The 24,144-nt window shown below is 59.9% G+C and carries 18 protein-coding genes and 3 tRNA genes; 10 read left to right on the top strand and 11 right to left on the bottom strand.

Annotated features, from left to right (window positions below):
* The first annotated feature begins 142 nt into the window (after positions 1 to 142).
* Both BKA12_RS07860 and BKA12_RS07855 read left to right on the top strand, forming a co-directional pair.
* A complete protein-coding gene (locus tag BKA12_RS07860; RefSeq protein WP_183642228.1) occupies positions 143 to 1,291 on the top strand; it encodes a DUF1611 domain-containing protein in 1,149 nt (382 codons plus the stop codon).
* Positions 1,292 to 1,302: 11 nt separating this feature from the next.
* Positions 1,303 to 3,042 (top strand): ABC transporter ATP-binding protein, encoded by a 1,740-nt coding sequence (locus BKA12_RS07855; RefSeq protein ID WP_183642226.1) that lies wholly within the window; start codon positions 1,303 to 1,305, stop codon positions 3,040 to 3,042.
* Here BKA12_RS07855 and BKA12_RS07850 read toward each other — a convergent pair.
* The 3 genes from BKA12_RS07850 to BKA12_RS07840 form a co-directional block, all read right to left on the bottom strand.
* Positions 3,039 to 3,437 carry an SRPBCC family protein gene (locus BKA12_RS07850; protein WP_183642224.1) on the bottom strand — a complete coding sequence of 133 codons (399 nt, stop codon included), beginning with the start codon at positions 3,435 to 3,437 and terminating at the stop codon, positions 3,039 to 3,041. The genes BKA12_RS07855 and BKA12_RS07850 overlap by 4 nt on opposite strands.
* Positions 3,438 to 3,567: 130 nt before the next feature.
* A tRNA-Ser gene (locus tag BKA12_RS07845) sits at positions 3,568 to 3,659 on the bottom strand.
* 61 nt (positions 3,660 to 3,720) lie between these two features.
* The gene (locus tag BKA12_RS07840) at positions 3,721 to 5,937 is read right to left on the bottom strand and encodes a prolyl oligopeptidase family serine peptidase (protein ID WP_183642221.1); all 2,217 of its coding nucleotides are present in this window, start codon (positions 5,935 to 5,937) and stop codon (positions 3,721 to 3,723) included.
* A gap of 26 nt (positions 5,938 to 5,963) precedes the next feature.
* On the opposite strand from BKA12_RS07840, the gene BKA12_RS07835 reads away from it, so the two are divergent.
* Positions 5,964 to 7,949, top strand: coding sequence for an FAD/NAD(P)-binding protein (locus tag BKA12_RS07835; RefSeq protein ID WP_183642218.1), 1,986 nt, complete (start codon positions 5,964 to 5,966; stop codon positions 7,947 to 7,949).
* Positions 7,950 to 8,170: 221 nt separating this feature from the next.
* On the opposite strand, the gene BKA12_RS07830 is transcribed toward BKA12_RS07835, so the two are convergent.
* The 3 genes from BKA12_RS07830 to BKA12_RS07820 all read right to left on the bottom strand — a co-directional run bounded on the left by BKA12_RS07830 (position 8,171) and on the right by BKA12_RS07820 (position 11,981).
* Positions 8,171 to 10,729 (bottom strand): ExeM/NucH family extracellular endonuclease, encoded by a 2,559-nt coding sequence (locus tag BKA12_RS07830; RefSeq protein ID WP_246361634.1) that lies wholly within the window; start codon positions 10,727 to 10,729, stop codon positions 8,171 to 8,173.
* A 206-nt stretch (positions 10,730 to 10,935) separates the two neighbouring features.
* Positions 10,936 to 11,739 carry a VOC family protein gene (locus tag BKA12_RS12625; protein WP_183642215.1) on the bottom strand — a complete coding sequence of 268 codons (804 nt, stop codon included), beginning with the start codon at positions 11,737 to 11,739 and terminating at the stop codon, positions 10,936 to 10,938.
* Positions 11,740 to 11,893: 154 nt separating this feature from the next.
* Positions 11,894 to 11,981: transfer RNA gene (locus tag BKA12_RS07820), tRNA-Ser, on the bottom strand.
* 112 nt (positions 11,982 to 12,093) lie between these two features.
* Here BKA12_RS07820 and BKA12_RS07815 point away from each other — a divergent pair.
* The 3 genes from BKA12_RS07815 to BKA12_RS07805 all read left to right on the top strand — a co-directional run bounded on the left by BKA12_RS07815 (position 12,094) and on the right by BKA12_RS07805 (position 15,714).
* Complete coding sequence (locus BKA12_RS07815) at positions 12,094 to 13,074, top strand: NAD(P)H-quinone oxidoreductase (protein WP_183644804.1); 981 nt, start codon at positions 12,094 to 12,096, stop codon at positions 13,072 to 13,074.
* Between the two features lie 148 nt (positions 13,075 to 13,222).
* Positions 13,223 to 15,466 (top strand): carbon starvation CstA family protein, encoded by a 2,244-nt coding sequence (locus tag BKA12_RS07810; RefSeq protein WP_338087469.1) that lies wholly within the window; start codon positions 13,223 to 13,225, stop codon positions 15,464 to 15,466.
* A 26-nt stretch (positions 15,467 to 15,492) separates the two neighbouring features.
* Entirely contained in the window at positions 15,493 to 15,714 is a 222-nt protein-coding gene (locus BKA12_RS07805) for a YbdD/YjiX family protein (protein ID WP_183642212.1), read from the top strand.
* A gap of 152 nt (positions 15,715 to 15,866) precedes the next feature.
* Here the strand turns inward: BKA12_RS07805 and BKA12_RS07800 are convergent, their stop codons facing one another.
* Positions 15,867 to 17,027 carry an IS1249 family transposase gene (locus BKA12_RS07800; RefSeq protein WP_183639812.1) on the bottom strand — a complete coding sequence of 387 codons (1,161 nt, stop codon included), beginning with the start codon at positions 17,025 to 17,027 and terminating at the stop codon, positions 15,867 to 15,869.
* Positions 17,028 to 17,168: 141 nt separating this feature from the next.
* On the opposite strand from BKA12_RS07800, the gene BKA12_RS07795 reads away from it, so the two are divergent.
* The 3 genes from BKA12_RS07795 (at position 17,169) to BKA12_RS07785 (ending at position 19,406) form a co-directional block, all read left to right on the top strand.
* Entirely contained in the window at positions 17,169 to 17,669 is a 501-nt protein-coding gene (locus BKA12_RS07795) for a hypothetical protein (protein ID WP_183642209.1), read from the top strand.
* Between the two features lie 4 nt (positions 17,670 to 17,673).
* The gene (locus tag BKA12_RS07790; RefSeq protein WP_183642206.1) at positions 17,674 to 18,519 is read left to right on the top strand and encodes an aldo/keto reductase; all 846 of its coding nucleotides are present in this window, start codon (positions 17,674 to 17,676) and stop codon (positions 18,517 to 18,519) included.
* 131 nt (positions 18,520 to 18,650) lie between these two features.
* Positions 18,651 to 19,406, top strand: a complete 756-nt coding sequence (locus BKA12_RS07785; protein ID WP_183642203.1) for a PIG-L deacetylase family protein — start codon at positions 18,651 to 18,653, stop codon at positions 19,404 to 19,406.
* 68 nt (positions 19,407 to 19,474) lie between these two features.
* Here BKA12_RS07785 and BKA12_RS07780 read toward each other — a convergent pair.
* Positions 19,475 to 19,550, bottom strand: a tRNA-Thr gene (locus BKA12_RS07780).
* Between the two features lie 130 nt (positions 19,551 to 19,680).
* On the opposite strand from BKA12_RS07780, the gene BKA12_RS07775 reads away from it, so the two are divergent.
* Positions 19,681 to 20,619, top strand: coding sequence for an HNH endonuclease (locus BKA12_RS07775; RefSeq protein WP_338087468.1), 939 nt, complete (start codon positions 19,681 to 19,683; stop codon positions 20,617 to 20,619).
* 28 nt (positions 20,620 to 20,647) lie between these two features.
* Here BKA12_RS07775 and BKA12_RS07770 read toward each other — a convergent pair whose 3' ends face one another.
* The 3 genes from BKA12_RS07770 to tmk are packed head-to-tail and all read right to left on the bottom strand — an operon-like array spanning position 20,648 to position 24,086.
* A complete protein-coding gene (locus BKA12_RS07770) occupies positions 20,648 to 22,201 on the bottom strand; it encodes an alpha/beta hydrolase (protein ID WP_338087467.1) in 1,554 nt (517 codons plus the stop codon).
* A complete protein-coding gene (locus BKA12_RS07765) occupies positions 22,198 to 23,376 on the bottom strand; it encodes a DNA polymerase III subunit delta' (protein ID WP_183642200.1) in 1,179 nt (392 codons plus the stop codon). Before BKA12_RS07765 ends, BKA12_RS07770 begins: the two co-directional genes overlap by 4 nt.
* Positions 23,373 to 24,086: a dTMP kinase gene (gene tmk, locus BKA12_RS07760; RefSeq protein ID WP_338087466.1), complete on the bottom strand. Its 714-nt coding sequence runs from the start codon at positions 24,084 to 24,086 to the stop codon at positions 23,373 to 23,375. Before tmk ends, BKA12_RS07765 begins: the two co-directional genes overlap by 4 nt.
* Positions 24,087 to 24,144: the final 58 nt, after the last annotated feature.

The following is a 24,144-nucleotide window of genomic DNA, read 5'->3' as shown; positions in this document are numbered from 1 at the left end:
TTTCAGGGCTAAATTCAGTCTTCTCATTTTCGCATCATCTTCCTCTCATCTTCGCCTCATCTGGGCTTTTTAGTGTTGATTTGTCAGCAAAACAACAGGACAGCCGCTCCGAAATGGGGTAGCCAAGCACTTGGGAGACACGATGACTTCAACGCTTATGGACCTCAGCTCCAACACCTTCGACGGCGAATACCGCGAGCCCATTGCTCCGGCACGCTTGGCTCGAATCCCGAAGGCCTACACCACCCGCTTTGTGGCCAAGAGCATTGAGCAAGACGCCTCGGGCTACCACCTCGTTTCCGGCCCACAGATCAAGCCGCAAGCTGGCGACGTCGTTATCGCCCGCGTACTAGAAATCGGCAAGCACACTCGCCTCGAAAGCCCCGTTTCCCGCCGTCAGCTCTTGTTCCCAGGCCAAGAAATCATGGTGGCGTACGGCAATCGCTACGCACCGGATCAGTTTTTGGCCTTCGTTCCTGAATCTCTTGAGCCGTGCCACTTGATCGCGGCAGGCGGCATTGCCGGCGAAGTGAAGGAAATGCACGCGAGCATTGACGCGGCGACGTCGATCGAACCGATCGGCCTTCTGGAAGATGAGCACGGCATCGTGAACCTCTCGCGCTTCGCGCCGCTGTCCGTTGACGCGCCATCTGTTGCGGCCGCCAACGCCGTGGGCTCCGCCCGGCCTCGCGTCATCGCCGTGATGGGCACCTCAATGAACTCCGGAAAGTCCACTACTCTGGGCTGCCTCGTCAACGGACTCACCAATGCGGGCCTGAACGTGGCCGCCGGAAAGTCCACGGGCACCGGCGCCGGAAATGATCCGAACCTTTTCCACGACGCCGGCGCAACCCGTGTAGTGGACTTCACCGACTTCGGTTACCCCACTACGTTCCTTCTGGACTACGAAACCGTTCGTGGCCTGCTCTCTTCCATGATTCAAGAGCTCTCCGCAGCCGTTGATGGAACCGCACCGGACGTCGTCGTGATTGAAATTGCAGATGGCGTCTACCAGGGTGAAACCTCGCGACTGCTCGCGGACCCGGTTTACGCTTCGCTCGTCGACACCACGCTCTTCTCTGCTGCGGACGCGCTCGGCGCCGTCGCGGGTCTCGACGTGCTGCAGCGCAGCAACGTCAACGTCGCCGCCGTCTCGGGTCTCGTCACCGCGTCGCCACTCGCAAGCGCCGAAGCGCAAGGCGTACTGCCTGTTCCGCTCGTTGGCACCTACGATTTGTGCGATGCCGACGTGGCGATGGGCATCCTCGATTCGCTCGCGGAACGCTCCTAACGAGGCGCCCCATGAGTGAGAACCATCAGTTGCCCCGACTCCTAGCAGGGGAGCGGCGGCAGATTTTCGCGGCCCTGCTAGGAGTCGCCCTAGCGGGTGCCGCTTGCGCCATCATCGCGGCGCTCACGGTGGGCCGGCTGGTCTCGGATTACGCGGGATCAGCTAGCCAACAAGCGGGCAACATCGGAGCACTCGCGGGTTCCATCTCGATTCTCGCGGGCAGCGTCCTTAGCGTAGGCATCACCAAGTATTTGGAGCGCGTGCTCGCCGAACGCTTGGGGCAGTCTTACGTTCACGAAATCCGTGTGCTGCTGCTCCGTGCGGCGCTGGACGGTGGCCGCACGCCATCGCTCGGCATCACGATTGCCCGCTCCACGAATGACCTCAGCAGCATCCGCAACTGGGTCTCTCAAGGACTCGTTCCGGTCATCGCGGCAGTGCCGTTGGTGGCAGCGACGGTAGCGCTGTTGTGGGCGCTTTCGTGGCCACTCGGTGTGACCGTCCTAGCGCTCATGCTGGGCTTGTGCGTGATTCTTGCGTACCTTGCCACGCCGGCGTTGGAACGCGCTCGGGAGCTCCGGCGCTTGCGAGGCAACCTGGCCGCCCGCGTCAGCGACACCGTCCGCGCTTCCGAAGGCATTCGCGCCGCGGGAGGAACGGATCGCGAGATCCGCAACCTAGATCGCAGCGGTTCGCGCGTGATGGGTGCAGCGATTGATCGGGCTCGGGTTGCCGGTTCTTTGCGCGGTTTCTCCATGACGACGCCGCTGCTCGGCTCTGCGGTGATCGCCGGCCTGGGTGCCACGGGCGCCATCGACGTGGCCACCATTTCTACGGCACTCATGTTGTTGGGCTTTGTCAGTGCACCCGTAAGCGAGCTTGGTCGAGTGGTGGAATACCGGCAGAACTTCAACGCGGCTCGTCGCATTATCGGCCCGGCCATTGCGCCAGCGCTTGCAAGTGCGGCCGCAGCCAAGAATGGGCCGGCCAAGGTCACTGAGCTCGAAAGCGTGCCTGAGACCGGCAACTCGGTGAGCGGTGATTCATCCATGGCGCTGGCCGCCTGGGATGTCGACGATTCTGAAGGCGGCCGCGTGGTGATTCGCGGCCTGCGCGTCAACGGCACACGAGTCCCTCCGCTCTACGCCGAGGAAGGCGAACGAATTCTGGTTCGAGCCAGCACGCAGGGCCGCATTGACGAACTTTTCAGCGCACTCTCGGCGCCGGTGTCTACTACGAATGGCGGGCCTGACTACACGTGGTCGCTCGCTGTCGACGGCAAGGAACTGTATGGCGCTAGCGGAAAGGAGCGGCGTCGTCGTACGGGATATGCTGCAAGCGGCGTCCCCCTCGAGCGCGGCACAGTCGCGCGCTCGGTGCGATACCGGCGGCCCGAACTTTCGGTGAGCCGCGGCGTAGATGCGCTCGCGAGCGTGAGACTGCTCGAGCGCGTCCAAAAGCTGCCCGAACGCGAACACACACAACTGCGCGGTGGCGGTGCTCCGCTGGATCGCAGTGAAGTCGCACTGTTGCAAGTGGCCCGCGCGACCCTTGGATCGCCAGCGTTGCTGTTGCTCAAAAACATTGAAGCGGACCTGACAGAAGAAGGCCGTGACGTCTTGCGGGAGCTTCTCGCGGACTATCCGGGCGTCGTGATCTTTGCGAGCGCTCGTCCGGAGGAACTGATGGATTCATGGCGCGCGTGGAACGTGGATGCGCCCGCGATGTTGCCCGTCACGGTGAACGCTTAAGCCGCTTCGAGTAGCGCCTTGAGCCGTACCAGGTCGTCCCGAATCATGGCGGCGTCCTGCTCGTAGTCGGCATCGGAGGTGTCCGGCAATCGATAGAGCGTGAAAACGACCTCGCTGCCGGTGCCGTTCGCCAGGACGCGCAGTGGATTCTGGACCGTGGTGCCATCTGGCAACGTCACGTCATGGTCCAGAATGCCGAGTTCCACAGAACCCGTGAAGCGAACTTCAACAACGCCTATTGGGGAGTCCGTGATCCACTTGCCTGCTTCTTGGCGAATGCCCGCGCTCAACCCCGCGGCCCATTGTGGAAGATTCGCTGGATTGCCGGTAAAGGCGGCGACATCGGACGGAGCGGCATCGATGCTGATCGAAAGATGAAGCGCGGGATATTGCATGGTGCCAGTCCAGCACGTGTGGGCGCCGTTTGAGAAGGCCTCGGTGTGTGAGAAAAATGGTGGGAAAACACGTGTGGACCCAAGACCGAAGCCCTAGGTCCACACGGGGTTTGACGAACTCGTCAAAATTTGGCGGAGACGGGGGGATTTGAACCCCCGGTCCAAGTTTCCCCGGACCCTTCATTAGCAGTGAAGTCCATTCGGCCGCTCTGGCACGTCTCCAGCACGCTTACGCGCCAGTCAAGACTACCGGATAGCTACCCCAAGACTCAAAATGAAGGGCTTACTGGCCAATGCAGTGCCACAAGAAACGCTGGCTGCGCGCGGAATTGCGGGCAGCCTGACGGTTATCGCTGGCACCGGAATGGCCGCCGTCGAGGTCTTCGTGGAACCACACATCGCGATAGCCGAGTTCCCGCATTTTCGCTGCCATCTTGCGCGCCTGCACGGGACCTACGCGGTCGTCGCTGGTAGCGGTCCAGAAGTACGACGCCGGAGCTCGCCTCTCGTGCTCACCTTCCGTGCCGTTGTGGTTCTCTGAGCCGCCGGTGGCATCCAGGAGGTGGTACGGCGAGAAGGTTTTGATGAACTCCCACTCTTCGGGAACATCGGGGTCGCCGTACTCTGCCACCCACGAGTGACCCGCGGACAGCTTGGTATATCGGCGCATGTCAAGCAGGGGAACGCCGCAGGAGATCGCACCGAACAGCTCCGGGTAGCTCGTGATCATGTTGCCCATGAGCAGGCCGCCATTACTGCCTCCGGAGGCCGCAAGTCGCTCAGGCTTCGTCACGCCGCGCGCGATCAAATCCTTTGCCACCGCTGCGAAGTCCTCATATGCGCGGTGCCGATTTTCCTTGAGCGCAGCCGAGTGCCAGCGCGGTCCGTACTCGCCACCGCCTCGGATGTTGGCCACGACGTAGCTCGCCTTGCGGCCAGCCGGAGTTTCGCGGGAGAGCCATGTGGCGCCGATAGAACCCAAGTAGCTTGGCGAGAGCGAAATCAAGAAGCCGCCATAGCCGTTCATGAGTACCGGGTTGTCGCCATCGAGTGGCATGTCCTTCGGCGAGACCTGGAAGTACGGAACACGGGTGCCATCGGCTGAGATCGCGAAGTGCTGGGTGGCCTCAAATTGGGAAGAATCGAAGAAGGACGGAGCCGACTTCACGACCACCGGCGAGGCTGCCTCGGGAGCCGGATTTTCGTCGCGATACAGAATGTCTACAGAATCATCGCCGCAAAGCGTGGCTCTCAAGAGCGTCGTTGGGGTGAGATGCCCGGTGGTGGTGAGCCAGATGTCGTTCGCGGTCTCGGGATCTTCGTCGTCCACAGCGCCTGTGGAAGAAGAACTCAAAGGTTCGCCCAACTCAAGGACTCGGGTCCTCCAGCCATTCTGCGGATCCGCCACCAAGATCTTCGAGGAGACATCGCGCAGCGTATTGAGGAGGAGGAAATCTTTCGTAAAGCTCCATCCCTCAAGTGAGGCGGCGTCGTCGTGCTCAAAAATGAAAGTGACCTCGCGGGAACCGGCGCGCCAGGCCTCCCAATCCGCCACTACCAGCGACCCCGCCGGCACGGTCTGGCCGGGGAGCTGCCATTCGAGGCGTGGCGAAACCAGCAACCAATCGTGGTGCAAATCCACAGAAGCGTCCTCGGGAACATCGATGAGTTCCCACGATCCGTCGGCGGCCAAAACATAGGTGCGGGACGTGAAGAAGTCCACGGCGTCGGTCGCGAAGACGCGCTTGAATCCGCGGGTGTTGTCCTTGCTGACGGCGGCCAGCACGTGATCTTCGGGGACGGAGAAGACTTCCGGCGCTTCCTCGAGGAACTGTCCGCGCTCTAGACGGCGCACCGTGCGCGCGTAGCCGGACTTTGTCAAGGATTCCGGACCAAAGTTGCTCGCGACGTACAGCGCATCCGGGCCATCCCAAGCCACGCTGGTCTTCGCGAGCGGCAGCTCGAATCCTTCGGGCGCGGCAAGGAATGACAGCGTGGATAGGCGGAATTCACGCACCGTCACGGCGTCGCCGCCATCCGGGGAGAGCTTGACCAGTGCGCGCTCGTACAGCTCTGCGGGGTCCGCAGGCTTCAAGAGGGTCGCCCCGGAGAAGACCCACGGCGTTCCTTCCGCGGCGGCCAACGCGTCCACGTCCAGCAGGACTTCCCACTCCGTGGCGTCGCTCGTGTAGGACTCCCACGTGGTGCGGCGCCAGAGACCGCGCGGGTGCTGGGCATCGCGCCAGAAGTTGTAATAGAAGGCACCGCGCTTCACGACGCCCGGGATCTTGTCCTCGGAGTCCAAAATGGCGAGAATCTTCGCTGAGGTCTGCTCAAAATCTGCATCCTGAAACGCGTCCTCGGTGAGGGCGTTTTGCGCTTTGACCCAGTCCAGCGCTTCCTCCGCATGAATATCCTCGAGCCACAAGTAATCGTCATGGGGCTCGTCGGCGACGGCGGTTGCTGCGGGTTGAGTAGGCTGGAACGCGGAATCGGTCATAAAGAACAGTCTAAGGATGAGCAACTATGCGCAAACCATTTCGGATCGCGGTTGTCGGCGCGGGCCCGCGCGGCACGAGCTTTCTGGACCGGTTAGCTCACGCGCTCGCGGAGAACACGCCAAAGGCTGGCGAAAAAGCGGGATCGCCCCTCGAAATCGTGATTCTTGAGCCGTTCGAGATCGGCCCAGGCCACGTGTGGCGCACGGACCAGTCCCGCAACTTCCTCATGAACACGCCCGCGATGTTCCCCACGGCCTCCCCGGACTACAGCTTCGATCAGTGGCGCCTCGAGAACGCGCCGCATCGTGCCGACGTCGCCGCTTTGGGGGCCGGTTCGTACCCTCCCCGCGCGCTGTACGGCGAATACTTGCGCGATATCGCCGAGCGCGCGCTCGCAGTCCTGAACACCCACCCGCGCGTGCAGTCCGTGACGCATCTTCACGCTGAGGTCACGTCGCTGCGCGCTTCGGGCGACGTTTACGTGCTCGAATACCGCGATACCGCCCCGGACGGCACGCCAGCTTCCGGCGCGACGCTCGCTGACGCCGTCGTACTGGCAGTGGGCCACGTCCCCGCGAAACTGAACCCGCGCCAGCAGGTTGCCGGTGAGCAGGCTGCGCAGTTGGGCCTCATGTACCTACCGCCGAATGTGCCGCCTGACGTGGACTGGGGCGCCATTCCCGCCGGAGAGAACGTCTTGATTCGCGGGCTTGGTTTGAACTTTTTCGATGCCGTCACGGAGCTGACTACGGGCCGCGGTGGCCGTTTCGAATCGCTGCTCTCCAGTTCTGAGACGGGGGAGGACGATGCCGCAGCTCGCCCCGCGCGCGGACCCTTGCGCTACGTACCGAGCGGCCAGGAACCACGCATGTGGGCGGCTTCGCGCCGCGGCACTCCGTACCGGGCGAAGGCCGCAGTCGATGCTTTTGTGCCCACGAGTGTTTCGCTCAAATTCGTGACCGAAGAGTCCATCCGAGCTCTTGCGAGTAGCGGTGTTCCGGGTGAATCCGCGGGCAAGGTGTCTTTTGCGGCGCACGTGTGGCCACTCATTCACCGCGATGTGTTGCGGACCTACTATTGCGTACTGGCGGAGCAGCGACCTGAACTTTTTGGCGGTACTGAGGCTGCGGGATCCTTCGCGGCACGTCTAGAAGAGCTTTTGGGAGCGCAGCGCGTACACGGCCAGAAGGTGTGGCTGACGTCGGTGCGACGCCATGTGGAGCAGAGTGCGCCCGGTGCGGGCTGGCTCGACGTTCCGCGCTTGGGACACCCGTTTGACCAGTGGGGCTTTGAATCTGACGCTGAGTATCAGTCGGCGGTCATCGCGTACTTGGATGAGGATGCGGAGTCTGCGGAGCGCGGCGAATCCGATCCGCTCAAGATGGCCATCGGCGCGATGCATGCCGCGCGCATGCTCGTGAAGAAGATGGTGGCCGAGGGCGTCTTTGATGACGTGACCTATCAGAACGACATTCTGCGTACCTTCGAGCCGTTGGTGGAAGGTCTCGCGTCCGGTCCGCCGGTACAGCGCATCCGTGAATTGGCGGCGCTCGCCCGCGCTGGCGTGGTGTCCTTCATTGGCCCGGAGCCAACCTTTACGTTGGATGACGAGCGTGGCATTTTCAGCGCGGAGTCCCCGTGGGTGGATACCAAGCCAGTAGAGTCTCGCGTCATGCTCGAGGCGATGATGCCAGCAAACCGTGTGGCAAAGACGGACTCGGCACTCTTGCGCCAACTCCAAGACGACGGCCTCGCTCAACCACGTCCGATGCTCACCGAAGACGGCGAATTCGCGCCGGGCGCCGGATTCCACGTGACACCGCGACCACACCGACTCATCTCCCGAGACGGCGACGTCCAGGAAGGCCTATATGTATTGGGCCTGCAGTTGTCCTCGGTCCAATGGGGAACAGCAATCGCAGCCGAAGCCGGTGGAGATCCGGACGGCAGCGCGCGGACTTTGGGCGATGCTGAAGCCGCGGTCCAGGCTGTTCTGGCGCGAGTCCGCTAGTGGAGAGTGTCCGCCACTGTGACGCGTGGCCATTGGTGCTGCGTCAGCGTCGCGTCCGCGTCCTTGCACACCTTATGTGAGGCCAGTTTTCTACCACTCCGAGGCGCTTTTCTGTCGAAAAGTGTTCTCGCATGGGACCGGATCACCCGAAAGGCGGCCGCCCGCTCCACGTTCTGTGGAACCAGCGGCCGCCGTCGTGATTTCTACGAAATCTGCGAAGCCTACTTCTTGACAGCCTTCGGAGAATTCTTGTCCACGTAGAAGCCCACGATCACTGGATCGTGATCGGAAGCGCGGTACGGGGTTGGAGCGTAGAAGTCAGTCGCGTTGTAGTTGTAGCGGCTGTATTCCAAAGCGATTGGCTCGTCAGCGTTGATGTTCCAGATATCGGCACCGGTCACGAGCGAGTTCGCTGCAGGGGAGGCCAAGATGTGGTCCAAAGATCCCACCACGCCGTCGAATAGATAGGTGTAATCGCCGGTCTTCGCGTTCTGGCTGATGTAGCCAGCGTTGTAGAGGACCTGCATTGGATCTTCTTGGCTGTAGGAGTTGAAGTCACCGGTCAAAAAGATCTTGTCCGTGTTGCGCTGAGTCTTGAGGGAATCAGCGAACTTCACGAGAGCTTCAGCCTGTCCTACACGAGCTGCATTCCAACCGCCCTGGCCGGTGTCAGCGTTCTCTCCGGTGGCAGGAGCGGAACCCTTGGACTTGAAGTGGTTCACGATCGCCACGAAGCGGGACTTGGCGTTGCCGCCAACCTTCTGGAAGGCCTGAGCAAGTGGCTGGCGAGCGTTGCTGAAGGCGGCGTCGTCAAGAATGATCGACTCGTCGATGGGCTTCACCACGGAAGGCTTGAAGATGAATGCCGTGCGGATGACATCCTCGGAAGCTGGAAGCGCTTCTGGACTACGAACGTAGTCCCACGTGCCTGGGCGGTCAGCGTTGAGAGCGTCTACCAAGGTGGAAAGAGCTTCATCGCGGTCCTTGCCGAAAGCAGCAGAGTTCTCGATTTCTTCGAGGGAGACCACGTCAGCGTCGAGGCCGTTGATGGCAGCAACAATCTTGTCCTGCTGGCGCTTGAGGTTCTCAGCGTTCGCTGCACCGCGGGCCAAGCAGCCACCACGAACGGTCAGCGGGTTGCCCGCGCGGTCCGTGTAGTAGGTGCAGCCTTCGAGCTGGTCGCCGGTGGTGGTGAAGTAGTTGAGCACGTTGAAGGATGCGAGCTTCACGTTGCCGCCCACCTCGTCAGGAGCCGCGGTGCGGGTGTTGACGAAGGTTGCAGGCTGTACCGATGCTGCGTTGCCAGCGGTGAGCTGGGTCAGCGGTTGGAACTTCCATGCTTCATTTCGGTAGTCCAAGATGACGTCAGACTGGAAGTTCACTGGAGCGCCAACGCGGATCGGTGCTTCTGGGGTGAGGTAAGGGAGGGGGATCGCCTTGTTCGCCGTGCTGCCCATGAAGTTGGTGGTTGCACCGTCGTCAAGCTTGACGCCGCGCTGGTAGTTCTCGGTGGCTACTGCCTGAGCCTCGGCGGTTCCGGCCTCGGCTACATCGGTTGGCTGAATGAGTTCATCGGCGCCTGGCACCAAAGAAGACTCACCAAATGCCAGACCGATTTCTGCGTACTGGTTCAAAGAGTAATTGTCAGCAACGGTGTACTTGCCCGATGGGTTGAACACCATGCCTTCAACGCGCTCGCGCTCGGCATCCGTCTTTGGCCAAGCGATGGTCAACGGCTTGATAGCCTCTGCAGGCTCAGTCAGCTGCTTCACGCCGCCCTTGGCAACCGTGAGCTGGGACAGTCCGTAGTACTCGGCTGGCTTGCCGGTCACCTCAACGTAGTCACCGATCTTGACCTCGTTGACCGTGGCAGCGGAGTAAACAAAGATGCCCTGCGAAGCCTCGGGGAGAGCATCTCCACCGGTGCCCGGGGTCTGGATGTAGTAACCGTTGAAGCCGCCCGTTGGGTAGGTTGCGGTCACGATGCCGCGCGTGCGAACAGCGGTGTCCTTCGGCAGCTCCGTTGCACCGCCGGTGCCCTGAATTTCAGCGATGGTCTTGAGCTCTGGACCGGTTTCTTCGCCTGGGTTTTCGCCGCCTGGCTCTCCGCCGGTGGTGCCACCATTTGCAGCACCTGGGGTGACGCTTGCGTTGACGGTGATGTCCTTGGAATTGTCATCCGTGTCAACGAAATTGGTGCGGTTGAGGGATTCGACAGCCTTGGTGCCCTGAGGGGTCGGTGCCAAAGCCGTTTCGTAGGTGTTGGAAGCGCCGTAGCCCAAGAGGTCTACCACTTGGGCGTTGTTGACCACAGAGCCCGTTGGCAAGCTGATCGCGGACGCAGAGCGCGTCAACACGATGGTGCCCGTGCTTCCGGAGGGGTTGATGCCTGCGACGGCGTCCACCTGTGGAAGCGCGGCGCCATTCGTGGCGTTGGAACCGCCCTGAATCACGAAGTAGCTCTTCGCCTTGACAGTTCCCTTCAGAGCGAAGTTCTGAGGGTTAGTGCTTGCTGATGCCGAGCGGTAGGCGATGCTGTACTTGCCGTCCAGAACGATGTCATTGGCCGTGGGGTTGTACAGCTCGATGAACTTGTTCTTGTAAGGCTGACCGGCGGAACCGCCGACGAGGTAGGCCTCGTTGATGATGAGATCGGTGCTAGAAACATTGGCTGGAATCACGACGGCCGGTGCAAGCGCACCAGCAGGGGCCGTGAAGCCGGCGGCCAAGACTGCTGCAGCAGTCAGAGCAGTGCCAGCCCTCAAAAGAGATGAACGCAAAGTGATGTCCTTCGTTCGCGATGGGAGTGTGTATTTGATCTCACCACAGCGGAATGAACGCGAGGTAAAGGACACGCGAACTACTGAGTAACTTACAGTGTAGTGTCTGGTGATTTACTAACACCGGGCCCTACGCGCTATATATTTGGGGCCGCTGACTAGCCAAAACGCGAAATGTCTAGCCAGCGGGCCACGAATTTTAGAGACTACTCAGCAGTATCCGGTTCGTAGGTTGCACCCTCAACGTGCTGATGCAAACGGAATCGTGCACCGGTGGAATCGGTGACGAAAGCGATGCGTCCAAAGTTGGTATCAGCGGCAGCTTCCACGACGGATCCGCCCAAGGACTCCAGCTTCGCTACCGTCTCGTCCACGCTTTCTACGTTGATGTAGATCTGCCAGAAACCTGGCACCGCATCTTCCAAGAACATGGATCCGTCCATCAAGCCCGCGGTAGCTTCGTCGCCGCGCTCCAACGTGGCGTACCGGAATTCCTCCGTGTCACTCATGATGTCCGTGGTCCACCCGAAGGCTGCCTCGTAAAAGGTTTTAGCGGCCCCGAAGTCCTTGGTGATTGCTTCGAGCCACATGATGGCGCCTGGTTCGGCGAGCACTTCAAACCCCGGATGGGACTCTGGCTGCCAAGCGCCTACCATTTCGCCGCCAGGCGACTGGAATCCGCCCATCCAGCCGTAAGGCTCAACGTGCATCGGTGGGTACAAGGACGTGCCGCCGGCCGCTTCTACCTTGGCGGCAGTCTCGTGGATATCGGTAGTAGCGAGGTAGACGGTCCACACGTTGGGCACACCGCCCATATCGGGGACATGTGGGTAGAGCGCAGCCACGCGCTTTCCGTTCAAGAATGCCGTGGTGTAATTGCCGTATTCGTCTTCGGAACCCCCGTAGGTCCAACCAAAAAGTTCACCATAAAACCTCTTGCTTGCCTCAAGGTTTGTGCTGACAAGATCTGCCCAAATGGGATGGCCTGGTTTGATGTTGCTAACTTCCACAATGAAACCGTCTTTCGAGAAAGGTAAGGAAGAGCTGACCAGCACATTCTTCACGCTCCAAGTGCGCAAAGCAATGAATAAGAGAGACTAGTTAGGCTGTTAAAAACGAATGCTCTGAAACCTCGAATCAACGAAATTTCAGAGCATTCAAACGCGGATGGTAAGGGATTTGAACCCTTGGTACGGGGTTACCGCACACTAGTTTTCAAGACTAGCTCCTTCGGCCGCTCGGACAACCATCCAGCCCAATTACTGTAGTGAATATCGCTGACGATGTCGATTTGAAGCGTACGTCAGCTGGCGTCGTCGTAATCTCTGAACTGAACGGAAGGGCCCCGCATGATCCCCGTCTCCATGAAAGCCGTTGAATTTTCCGCGAGTGGGGGACCGGACGTGATCCGCGTGGTGGAGCGGCCCGTTCCGCAACCCGGCCCCGGCGAGGTGCTGGTGAAGGTTGCCGCTGCGGGCCTGAATCGCGCGGATTCGCAACAGCGCAAGGGCTTCTATCCTCCACCACCGGGAGCCTCGGACATTCCGGGCCTCGAAATTTCCGGGACTATCGTTTCGCGCGGCCCCGGCGTTACTGAGTACGACGACGCCGCTCAAGTCTGCGCGCTGCTGACCGGCGGCGGCTATGCGGAATATGCGGTGGTTCCCGTGGGCCAGCTATTTCCGGTGCCGGCCAAGGTTAGTTTGGTGGAAGCGGCGGCTCTGCCCGAAGTTGCGGCGACCGTGTGGTCCAACCTCGGCATGACCGCGAAAGTCAGTTCGGGGGAGTGGGTGCTCATTCACGGGGCATCGGGAGGCATCGGGACCATGGCGGTTCAGGTGTGCAAAGCGCTGGGCGCGAAGCCGATCGTGACGGGTAGTTCTGCCGAGAAGCTCGAATACGCGCTGCAGCTGGGAGCGGTCGCGGGTATCAACTACCGCGAAGAGGATTTTTCGCAGCGCATTCAGGAAATCACCGACGGCCACGGCGCGGACGTGATTCTGGATGTGGTGGGTGCCAAGTACCTAGCGCAGAACGTCGCATCTCTGGCGCTCGAGGGGCGCATGGTGGTTATTGGACTCCTCGGTGGCCGCACCGCCGAACTGGACATGGGGCAAGTGCTCAGCCGCCGACTCTCCATCCAAGGAACCACGCTGCGCTCGCGGTCGCTCGAGGCGAAAGCGGAGATCGTTGCTGAAACTCTTCGTCATGTGTGGCCGCTCATCGAATCCGGTGAGGTGTCCGTTCCCGTCGATAAGACCTTTGCCCTCGAGGATGCCGTTGCTGCGCACGAATACTTCGAGTCAGGGGAATTCCGTGGAAAGGTTCTGTTGACGATCACATAACTCGGAAAATAACTACTTCCGTCTCTTATTTATCGACCAGTCGGTAATCACTGGCGTACTCTCAGAGATGTAGTTGCCACCGTGTCTAGGGGATCAGACACGGCAACGCACACACAAATTCATCACATCACCTGATCTGAGGAGTGTCGTGAGCACACCAACATCGCAGGTTCAATTGCCACCAGCTGGCGTTGATCCTGAAGTCCTCGAGGCTGAGGAAAAAAAGTGGACTCCCGCGAAAATCGCTATCTGGGTGGCTATTGCCCTCGTTGGCGGCATTTCCTGGGGCGTCCTTGCCATTTCACGCGGTGAAACGATCAACGCTATTTGGTTCGTTTTCGCCGCAGTTGCTACTTATCTGATTGCTTACCGTTTCTACTCGAAGTACATCGAGCGCAAGGTCGCCAAGCCGGACGACTTCCGTGCGACGCCCGCCGAGTACAAGTCCAACGGCAAAGACTTCATGCCGACCGACCGCCGCGTGCTGTTTGGTCACCACTTCGCTGCCATCGCAGGCGCAGGTCCATTGGTGGGCCCCGTCTTGGCTGCGCAGCTTGGTTACCTTCCGGGCACGTTGTGGATCATCATCGGTGTGATCCTGGCCGGAGCCGTTCAGGACTACCTGGTCATGTTCTTCTCGATGCGCCGTGGCGGCCGTTCACTCGGCCAGATGGCTCGTGAAGAGCTTGGACTCATCGGCGGAACCGCTGCTCTCTTGGCAACGCTGACCATCATGATCATCATCGTGGCGATCCTCGCCCTCGTGGTGGTCAACGCTTTGGGAGAATCTGCTTGGGGCGTCTACTCGGTGGCTTTGACCATCCCGATCGCTCTGTTCATGGGCATCTACCTGCGTTACATCCGCCCGGGCAAGATCATGGAAGTTTCCATCATCGGCTTCGCGCTGCTGATGTTCGCGATCATCTCCGGACGCTGGGTTGCTGAGTCCGAATGGGGCGCAGCCCTCTTCCACTTGGACCGCCCGGTCATTGCCTGGGGCATCATCATCTACGGCTTCATTGCTGCAGTATTGCCGGTGTGGCTCTTGCTGGCACCTCGCGACTACTTGTCCACGTTCATGAAGATCGGCGTGATCGTTCTGCTCGCGCTCGCAATCATTGTGGTTCGCCCGGAAATCTCCGTGCCAGCCTTCTCTGAATACGCAACGCGCACGGATGGCCCGGTTGTTGCCGGTCCGCTCTTCCCGTTCTTGTTCGTGACCATCGCTTGTGGCGCCTTGTCCGGCTTCCACGCGTTGATCTCTTCCGGAACTACCCCGAAGCTCGTGGAGAAGGAACGCCAGACCCGCTTTTTGGGTTACGGCGGCATGCTCATGGAGTCCTTCGTGGCCATCATGGCTTTGGTTGCTGCTATCTCCATTGACCGCGGCATCTACTTCGCCATGAACTCCTCGGCTGCAGCCACCGGCGGCACCGTTGAAGGTGCTGTGGCATTCGTGAACTCCTTGGGCCTGACCGGAGTGAATTTGTCTCCGACCATGCTCACGGATCTGGCCCACAACGTGGGTGAAGAATCCATCGTGTCCCGTACCGGTGGCGCTCCAACCCTTGCTGTGGGTATTGCACACATCATGAACCAGTGGTTCGGCGGAACCGCGCTCATGGGCTTCTGGTACCACTTCGCCATCATGTTCGAGGCTCTCTTCATCCTGACCGCAGTGGACGCCGGTACCCGTGTTGCTCGCTTCATGCTCCAGGACACCTTGGGCAACTTCATCCCGAAGTTCAAGGACACCTCATGGCGTTTGGGTGCGTGGATTTGTACCGCGATCATGGTGGCAGGTTGGGGTTACATCCTCATCCTGGGTGTGACTGACCCACTGGGCGGCATCAACACCTTCTTCCCTCTCTTCGGTATCGCTAACCAGCTGCTGGCAGCACTCGCGCTCGCAGTGGTCATGGCAATCGTGGCTCGCCGCGGCAACTTCAAGCACCTCTGGGTTGTGATTTTGCCTCTCGCATTCGCCACGGTCGTCACCACGGTGGCTTCGCTGTACAAGATCTTCTCGCCAGTACCAGCTATTGGTTACTGGGCGCAGAATGCCGCGTTCAGCAAGGCTCTCGCTGAAGGCAAGGAAAGCTTCGGCACGGCAAAGACCGTTGCCGCTATGGAAGCCGTGGTTCGAAACACCACGGTCCAGGGCACGCTGTCGATTGTCTTCTTGGTTCTGACGCTGATCGTGATCATCACCGCCATCATTGCCACTATCCGTAGCTTCCCGAACGGCCGCGGTGTTGACAGTGAAGATCCGGTGGTCGAGTCCCGCATGTACGCTCCGGCTGGACTCATCTCGAGCCCTTCGGAGAAGGAACTCGAGAAGCAGTGGTCCAGCCTTCCGGCTGAACTGCAGCCAAAGATCTCGAAGCACTAATCCACCACTCGTCAAGGAGACCACTCATGTCTGTCGGAGAGATATTCCGCGGAAGCACCACGTCCCTCAAGGCCGGTGCCAAAGCGCTCTCGGGGTACTTCGAGGGTGTCCTCACGGGGGACAAGTACAAAGGGTATTTGGAACACCACGCAAAGAGTCATCCGGGCGAAGAGCCGATGACCGAAAAGCAGTGGTGGCGGGATTACAACAAATGGCAAGACGACAACCCGCAAGGACGTTGCTGCTAAATCCCACATAAATTGCTGAGTATCAGCAATAATCAAATATCACTCGCATGAGAACGGGCTCCACTTCGCAATTTGTTGAAGTGGGGCCCGTTTTGCGTTAACTAGTTTCGGGTTATAGGACATAAATGTGTGTCTGGGTCGGGCGTGTCTTTTTAGGAGGCGCGGCCGGCCCATCCTTTTCGGTGCCAGAGTCCTTCGTTTGCGTTGAGTCCTGTTCCGAGTTCTGCGGGTCCGATGTGTTCCTCGATTTCTTGCGTGTAGGCGACGGGCTCGTAGTGTTCTTTTTTGATGAGTTGGTGGGCTGGTGCTGGGTTCTGGGAGTGCTTGTAGAGGAACCATTCCACGGCTCGTTTAGCGTGCTCAGGGGTCAGTCCGCGATGGTTGCGTAGAAGATTGCGTAGCTGCGCGTTGATGCCTCCTTCGATCCTGTTCGTTGTTGATGAGGCGTTCCGTGAGCGGTGCTCGTCTTTGAGATAGGTGAACAGGACTTCTTGTTGGCTGGCGCGCTCGAGGAGTTGGTAGGCCTTGCGTAGCCGGTCGTGTGTGAACCACCAGCGCTGGTGCGGCCTCACGCTTTGCGGCAGCGAACCACGGTGGTGCGAACGGTAGGTTTTCTCGTTCAGCATCTGGTGATGTTTTCCGTGCCACTGGTTGAGTGCAAGTAGCCATGCACGCGCTTGATCCTGGCTCGTGATCCGTGTCAGGGCAAGGGAAATAGCCCGTAGTTCGCGGCCCGCGGTCGTGCGGGGGCGCATCGTGATCAGCACGCGCACGTTGCGTTGAATATGCACCAGGCAGCGTTGAACAGGGGTCTCGGGCCAGCAATGTTTCAGCGCGGATGCCAGCCCGGAACCACCATCAATCACGACCAAATCTGGTGCGGGGAAACGAGTTAGGAGCTGTTCCCACGCCACGCGTTTTTCCGTGTCACACCATTGATAACCGATGACGTGTTCGCCAGCGATCGCGATCAAGCAACACCAGGAACCGAGATAGATGCCGTCGAGCTGGACTTCCGGATAGATCTCTCCGGTGACCTCGATCGCGGGAGTAATGTTCCAGCACCAGTGTGTGGAGCGACGAAACGAGCGTGGATCCACGCCCTGAGCGACTTGGGATTGAGTCTTGTTTCCCAGCAGCCATTCCAGGAATCGGGAGAGCTCGTGGCGTCGACGCACGTCGACGCGTTGTATCCGTTCAGAACTACTCGCGCCACACGATTTACAGCGATACCTGGTAGCTCCAGCACTCGTGGAACCGTTCCTTTTCAGCCCGCCACCACACAGGACGCATAAACGCTCGTTGTCAACCACGCTTCCCGAATAAACAACGAAAAGTATGCCAACACCCGTTTAGCCGCGCCGATAAAGGCAACCAAGCCCCATCAGACACACTTTAATGTCCTATAACCCCTAGTTTCCTGCGCTCTCTGCGGACATGAAATGCTTGTTTGCATGGGAGATGGAGTTTTCAGCGCTTGGCGGGCGCATCGGAAAGACAACAAAGAACTCGGGAACGGCGTGTGGCGTCGCGCCCATGACCGCTATGTGCGCGCGTTGGACCGATTCCATCAGATCTTGGAGCAGGACTCATCCAGCACGGATGACCACGCATTCCACAACTCCATGGTCGCCCTCGCTAACGAGTGTGCGGACCTCTTGCCGCGGGTGCGTTCCATCTGCGTGAACGCTCAAGCGAAGTGGCCTAGCGACGAGAACAATATCCCCGGCGAAGGCGTGCAGATTCACCGCGAACTTTCGCACACTGCGAACGACCTCGCCCAAGCCGCCCAGGCACTAGCGATGGCTTCGCTCGATAACTCAAGCGGCGGCGTCGTACTTAATCCCCTAGATTCCGCGGAAAGTGTGCCGGCTCAGAACGTCCGCCGCCGGGTAGCGGCCGTGGCGGGCGGCGTGGAGCGTGCAGAAGCCAAGCTCAAAGAACTGGCATCATGAACCTATGAGTGAACTGACATCCCCAAATCTCACCTTCTCTGACGGACGTTCCATCCCGCAGCTGGGCTACGGCGTATGGCGCGTAGAAGACGACGTCGCCGAGCGCGTTGTCGGCGAGGCTTTCGAAGTTGGCTACCGCCACATCGATACCGCCCGCATCTACGGCAACGAAGCAGGCGTAGGCCGCGCTATCGCGTCCTCCGGAATCGCCCGCGACGAACTCTTCATCACCACCAAGATCTGGAACGCAGATCACGGCTACGACAACGCATTGCGCGCTTTCGACGCCTCGATGGAGCGTTTGGGCCTGGACACTCTTGACCTCTTGCTCATCCACTGGATGGTGCCGGCCAAGAACCAGTACGTAGACACCTGGAAGGCCCTCGTGGAACTGCAGAAGCAGGGCCGCGTGAAGTCCATTGGTGTCTCCAACTTCTCCACCCAGGCGCTGGACGAGATCGTCGCTGAAACCGGCGTTTCTCCCGTTATCCACCAGGTGGAAACGCACCCGCACTTCCAGCAGCGTGAACTCGCAGCCTACGAAGCCAAGCACAACATCCTCCACGAGTCCTACTCGCCTCTGGGTTCCGGCAAGGGCCTTCTGGACGAGCCAGTGTTCGCGGAAATCGGCGCACGCGTCGGCGCAACGCCAGCGCAGGTTGTCATCGCATGGCACCTCGCCAAGGGCTTCGTAGTGATCCCGAAGTCCGTGACCTCTTCCCGCATCCGCGAGAACTTCGAGGCCGTCAACGTGAAGCTGTCCGCAGAGGACATCGCGCTGATCGACGCTTTGGACAAGGACACCGAAGGCCGCGTTGGCGCTGACCCGCTGACCGCTAACTTCGAGTAAGCCTGACGCTTCTGATACCCCTCGGGGCCGCCTTTCGGGGCTGGCGCCGAGGGGTATTTTTGTGATGTCCGAGGTCAGCCCTAGTTGTCTTCACACTTACGCTTAACGGCCGCGCCACGTAGGCTCGCGGTATGAGTGAATTTCAGCGGTTGCCAACTGAAAATATCGAGCGTGTGCTGTGTGTGGCCGCGCATCCTGACGACAACGAGTACGGCACCAGCGCCGCCGTTCACCAGTGGGTGGCTGCGGGTGCGGAAGTGCACTATTTGCAGCTCACGGCCGGTGAAGCGGGTATGGCGGATGCGCCGGACGTTGTGGGTCCGCTGCGGTTGAGAGAGCAGCAGGATGCGTGCCGCGAAGTGGGTGTTTCCCACCTTGAAGTCCTGGATTATCCGGATGGTGCGGTGGAGTACTCGCTTTCGTTGCGCAAGGACATTGCTCGTTACGTTCGCCAGTTCAAGCCGAATGTGGTGGTGATTGGGCCGTACGACGTCGAAGCGTACGGATCGCTCAACCAAGCAGACCATCGCGCCGCTTCCTTGGCGACGTTGGATGCTGTTCGCGATGCCGACAACGACTGGTGCTTCCGGGAGCTCTACGAGGAGGAGAACCTGCCTAAGTGGCACGTCAACGCCATCTTGGTCACGGGCAGTGATCGGCCGACGCACTTCGTAGAGCTGACCTCGGCAGATGTGGATGCGGCCGTGGCGTCTTTGAACTGTCACAAGGCGTATCTGGCCCACGTGAAGGGTCATCCGAAGCCGGAGGATTTCATTCCGCCGATGCTCGCGGAGCAAGGCAAAGCAACCGGCGTGGAGAATGCGCTGATGTTCCGTGTCTATGACATGGGGGGATTGCGCCGAGAAGAAGAGCCAGAGTCCGAATAACGGGACTTTTAGAAATGGCTTGTTAAAGGTCGAAACCCCGGGATCCGTTCGCTATCCCGGGGCTTCTATGGAGCCTCAAGCCAGAATCGAACTGGCGACCTTTTCATTACGAGTGAAACGCTCTACCGACTGAGCTATTGAGGCTGAGCGGCCGTGGCCGCGAGAAATAACTTTACTTGATCCTGTGCAGTTCGGTCAAAACGGGATAGGCTGCCGGGAACATGACGTTTGGGTGCAGAGATTTTCCGCATCAAAGTTTTTGAAAAGGCGGGCTGTGGCGACCTCGGCGGACAGAGAAAACAAGCTTCGCCTCGAAGCTATTGAATGGCTGTCCATGGTGACCGATAACGGACGGCTCCCTCTGACCCGTGAAGAAATCGCTGAATTCAGGTTTGAAGGCGAGAGATTCCGCCTCATCGACCAGTCCCGAGGAATCTGGCGACCCAAAGGATTTGTTGGTGCGCTGACCATCGTGACGACTTTCCGTGAGCCGGGCAAAGAGCGACCGTACGAAGACGAAATCGGTGCCGACGGATTGCCACGCTACATGTGGGAAGGCGACGATCCATTCCTCTTCACGAACGTTGCCCTCCGCGAGTCCATGAAACGGCAGTTGCCGATGATCTGGTTCGTTGGAATTGGCCGATCGCCAGCTCGGTATCAAGTGGTCGCACCCGTCTTTCTGGTGGACGAGGAGCCGCATCTCCAGCGCTTCGTCGTTGCTCCCATGGACTCGGCTGCGATCATCCCAGATGTCGTCGGTCAAGAAAGCCCGATCCAGGAAACGATCCGTCGCTACCTTCGCACGGAGACGACGGTCCGACTTCACCAGCCGGTCTTCCGTGCAGCTGTACTGCGGGCATATGAAACGAGATGCGCGGTCTGCAATCTGGGGCACTATCAGCTGCTTGACGCAGCGCACATCATGCCGGATCGGCATGACCTTGGCATCGCTTCGGTCGTGAATGGAATGGCGCTGTGCAAGATCCACCATGCGGCTTTCGACTCAAATATTCTGGGCGTGACTCCGGACTTCGTCGTCAAGATTCGACCAGATCTGCTGGAAGAAATCGACGGACCTATGTTGCAGCACGGACTCAAGGAGCTTCATGACAGCAAGCTCATGAAGCTCCCGGAGAATAAGAAGGAACAACCGCGACGGGATCTTCTGGAGCTGGCCTACGAGAGGTTTACTTCTGCAGGCGTGGCCTGATTCGAGGCTTGGTCAGTTCTTTGCAGCGTTAGCACTTCAGCCCGTCCTGCGGGACGGTGCCTTCCACGAAGTACTTGTCCACGGCTTCGGAGATGCAGCTGTTCGAGCGGCCGTAGGCCGTGTGGCCCTGGCCCTCGTAGGTCACCAAGGTTGAGGTCTTGAGCTGCTTGCGCAGCGCCTGCGCCCATTCGTATGGCGTTGCTGGGTCACCGGTGGTGCCGATGATGACGATCGAAGCCGCGTTGTCTGCAGAGGCCGGAGCTGGCGTGCCCTTTTCGGCTACCGGCCAGGAGTCGCACATGAACCCGCCGAAGGCGAGGTACTTGCCGAGGATCGGCGATGCCTTTTCAAGCTCGTCGTATTCTTTGAGCATTTCTTCGCGAGTCGTGCCGCGCGTGTAATCCAAGCAGTTCACGGCGTTGAAAGCATCCTCTTGGTTGCCTTTGTACTTCCCGTTGTCTTCGCGGCCGGCCGAGGCATCCGCGAGAGCCAACAGGGTGTCACCGTTGTCGTCATTCAGTATGTCGTTGAGCGCCATGGTCAGCATGGGCCACAGCGAATCCTCGTAGAACGGCGTGATAAATCCGTTGACAAACTGCGTGATGGAAACTTCGCGTCCTGAGTTGGTGGGGACCGGAGCCTCAACTACGGAGTCCATGAGCACCATCAACTGTTCACGCGCGTCATCCACGGTGCCATCAAAAGGGCAGTTGTTTGGTTGCTTGAGGCAGTCTTGCAAGTACGCGGTAATCGCCTTTTCGAAGCCTTTGGCTTGGCCGATCGTCAGCGCGCTTTCGTCCAAGGAAGGATCCATGGCGCCGTCGAGCACTAGACGTCCCGTGTTCTGCTGGAACAGTCCTGCGTACGTGGAGCCGAGCTTGGTTCCGTAGGAATAGCCGAGGTAGTTCAGCTTGGCGTCGCCCATGGCGTCACGCAGAATGTCGAGGTCGCGCGCGGAGGATTGCGTGTCCATGAAGGAGAGAATTTCGCCGGAGTTCTCTTTGCACTTCGCGGTGTATTCCTTGACGGACTTCTCCACGTGATCCATGTACTCGGTGGTCTTCTCTGGACCTACGTTGTCTTGGGCCGCTTCGTCGCGTTCCTTGTCAGTCAGACATTTCACCGGCTCGGACTGCGAAACACCACGCGGATCAAAGCCCACAATATTGAAGTTCTTCTTCAACGTGGTGCTGAACATCGCACTGCCGGTGGCTACCAAATCCACGCCGGAAGCGCCGGGTCCGCCGGGATTCACGAGAACGGAACCTTGAGCGTCGCCGGTTGCCTTGAGCCGATTGACGGCGATCTTGATGCGCTTGCCGCCCGGATTCGCGTAATCCATCGGTACTTCCACCGTGGCGCATTCAAGATTTCCGCACTTCGCCCACTCGGGCTTCTGTCCGTAGTACGCCTCAAGCCCTGCGGGAGCCGCCGGCAAGGACGACGCCGCAGCTTGCGCCGTCGTAGTAGCCGTTCCGGACGCTCCACCCTGCGTGGGGGACGAGGTTCCGGGTACGCACGCGGTCAAGGCAAGGGCCACGCTTGCGAGCAAGGCGGCCAGCTTGAGTCGGGTCTTTGTCACGAACGGGCTCCTCTGGATGCCGGGTAATTCGAGTGGTGAGAAATCAGGGCGACCATCATGGCTTCGACGGCCATGAGTGGATTCACGTTAGCTGCAATGTGGTGGCGAGCCAGACCGATCGCGTCGATGCGAGCGAGAGTCTCGGTGGGCTGCGCTTTGTCTGCAAAGTCTTGGAGAGGTTCGCGCATGTGCTCGTTGATGAGCTCTTCGTTGGTCTCCAGCTGCAGCGTCAGCACGTCGCGATACACCGTCGCGACGTCCAGTAGTGAGCGGTCCAACGAGTCGTGGATGCCTCGACGTGCGCGGCGCTTGCGCGTCTCTTCGATCTGCTTGAACTGGGAGCGAAGCTGCGGCGGGATGGTGGCGTCCGCACCGATGCCAAACGCCGTACGTAGGCCACGCTCTTCTTCAGCAGCGCGATCATCCGCGGACGAGGTGGCTTCGGCCGTGGCAAGGTCAACGAGTGTTCCGGCAGCACGGACGGCATCCGAGGCTGTCTTGAGTGCAAAAGGAATGCGGACCGTGGTCTCGCGGCGCTTCCGGGTTTCTTCCGAGCGCGCCAGACGACGAGCAATGCCAATGTGACCCTGGCTCACCCGAGCGGCGAAGTCCGCTTGTTCGGGGGAGAGGCCATCGCGGCGAATGAGCAGCTCCGTCACGGATTCACGAGATGGCACACGAAGATTCACATTGCGGCAACGCGAACGGATGGTCACCAGCACGTCGGCGGGACTCGGCGCGCACAGGATCCACAAGGAATGTGGCGGTGGCTCTTCGATGGCCTTGAGGAGCACGTTGGTGGTGCGTTCCGTCATGCGGTCCGCATCCTCCATGATGATCACGCGCCACTTGCCAGAAGCCGGGCGGTCTTGAGCCTTCGTGATGAGCTCGCGTACGTCCTCGATCATGTAGGTGACGTTTTCCGTCACCACCGTGGAGACGTCAGGATTCGAGTCAGCCAGAACCGTGCGGCACGCGGAGCATTCTCCGCAGCCGAGGTTGCCACTCGTGTTTTCACACAGCAGTGCGGCGGCAAAAGCGCGCGCTGCATTAGAGCGGCCAGACCCCGGAGGGCCCGTCATGAGCCACGCATGAGTAGGCGAGCCGCTCTCGGCTGCCCGGCGCAATTGCTCTACTGCGTGTTCTTGTCCTGGAAGATCGTCCCAAACGCTCATGCGGAACCGTTCGGGTGTTGGTTAGCCGCGTGGCCGGGATGCGTTTCCAGCAGCTTCTTTACGCGCGCGTAGATCTGCTTTTCGAGCGCTACGGAATCATCGAGAGCGTTGAGGACCAAATAGCGCTCTGGCGAAGCGTCCGCCAAGGCGCGGAAGGCGGCACGAATGCTGGCATGGAACTCGTCAGGCTCGGATTCGAGGCGGTCTTCCGTGGCGTTATCTCGCAAGCGGCGAGCGCGGCCGGCCACTGGATCAATGTCCAAGAGCACCGTGAGATCTGGAACCAGTCCGGACGTCGCCCACGTGTTGAGGGCAAGAACCTTGTCCGTGCCCAATCCGCGGCCCACGCCTTGGTAGGCAACGGATGAATCAATGTAGCGATCGCAAATGACGTCCGTGCCCTCGTTAAGAGCTGGTAGCAGGACTTGTTCTACGTGTGCAGCACGGGAAGCCGCGAACATGAGAGCTTCGGTGCGGGCGTCCACGGTTCCATTGCCGTGATCAAGAATGAGCCCGCGGAGCTTTTCGCCCACTACGGTTCCGCCAGGTTCGCGCGTGCGCAGAACGTGGCGGTCCGCGCGCTCTAGCCGAGAGGCAAGAAGTGCGGCTTGAGTGGACTTGCCGGCGCCGTCGCCGCCTTCGAACACGATGAACAGACCGCTCCGGGCATGAATAGGAGTGGGGGTGGAAACTGATTCGCCATGGTGCACCGTTACAGACTATCGGTGTATTAAGCCGCCATTCGACTTGTCAACATGCTGGAAACAG

It is taken from the genome of Neomicrococcus lactis (genome assembly GCF_014200305.1).
Taxonomy (GTDB): Bacteria; Actinomycetota; Actinomycetes; order Actinomycetales; family Micrococcaceae; genus Neomicrococcus; species Neomicrococcus lactis.
Note: the sequence above shows the minus strand (reverse complement) of the source record. Positions and strands in the feature narration are given on the sequence as shown.

Excerpts from the sequence above, each read along its gene's own strand:
- BKA12_RS07850 (WP_183642224.1), bottom strand. The coding sequence starts at position 3,437 with ATGCAATATCCCGCGCTTCATCTTTCGATCAGCATCGATGCCGCTCCG.
- BKA12_RS07805 (WP_183642212.1), top strand. The coding sequence starts at position 15,493 with ATGTCTGTCGGAGAGATATTCCGCGGAAGCACCACGTCCCTCAAGGCC.
- BKA12_RS07765 (WP_183642200.1), bottom strand. The coding sequence starts at position 23,376 with ATGAGCGTTTGGGACGATCTTCCAGGACAAGAACACGCAGTAGAGCAA.
- BKA12_RS07855 (WP_183642226.1), top strand. The coding sequence starts at position 1,303 with ATGAGTGAGAACCATCAGTTGCCCCGACTCCTAGCAGGGGAGCGGCGG.
- BKA12_RS07840 (WP_183642221.1), bottom strand. The coding sequence starts at position 5,937 with ATGACCGATTCCGCGTTCCAGCCTACTCAACCCGCAGCAACCGCCGTC.
- BKA12_RS07860 (WP_183642228.1), top strand. The coding sequence starts at position 143 with ATGACTTCAACGCTTATGGACCTCAGCTCCAACACCTTCGACGGCGAA.
- BKA12_RS07835 (WP_183642218.1), top strand. The coding sequence starts at position 5,964 with ATGCGCAAACCATTTCGGATCGCGGTTGTCGGCGCGGGCCCGCGCGGC.
- BKA12_RS07815 (WP_183644804.1), top strand. The coding sequence starts at position 12,094 with ATGAAAGCCGTTGAATTTTCCGCGAGTGGGGGACCGGACGTGATCCGC.
- BKA12_RS07790 (WP_183642206.1), top strand. The coding sequence starts at position 17,674 with ATGAGTGAACTGACATCCCCAAATCTCACCTTCTCTGACGGACGTTCC.
- BKA12_RS07785 (WP_183642203.1), top strand. The coding sequence starts at position 18,651 with ATGAGTGAATTTCAGCGGTTGCCAACTGAAAATATCGAGCGTGTGCTG.
- BKA12_RS07795 (WP_183642209.1), top strand. The coding sequence starts at position 17,169 with ATGGGAGATGGAGTTTTCAGCGCTTGGCGGGCGCATCGGAAAGACAAC.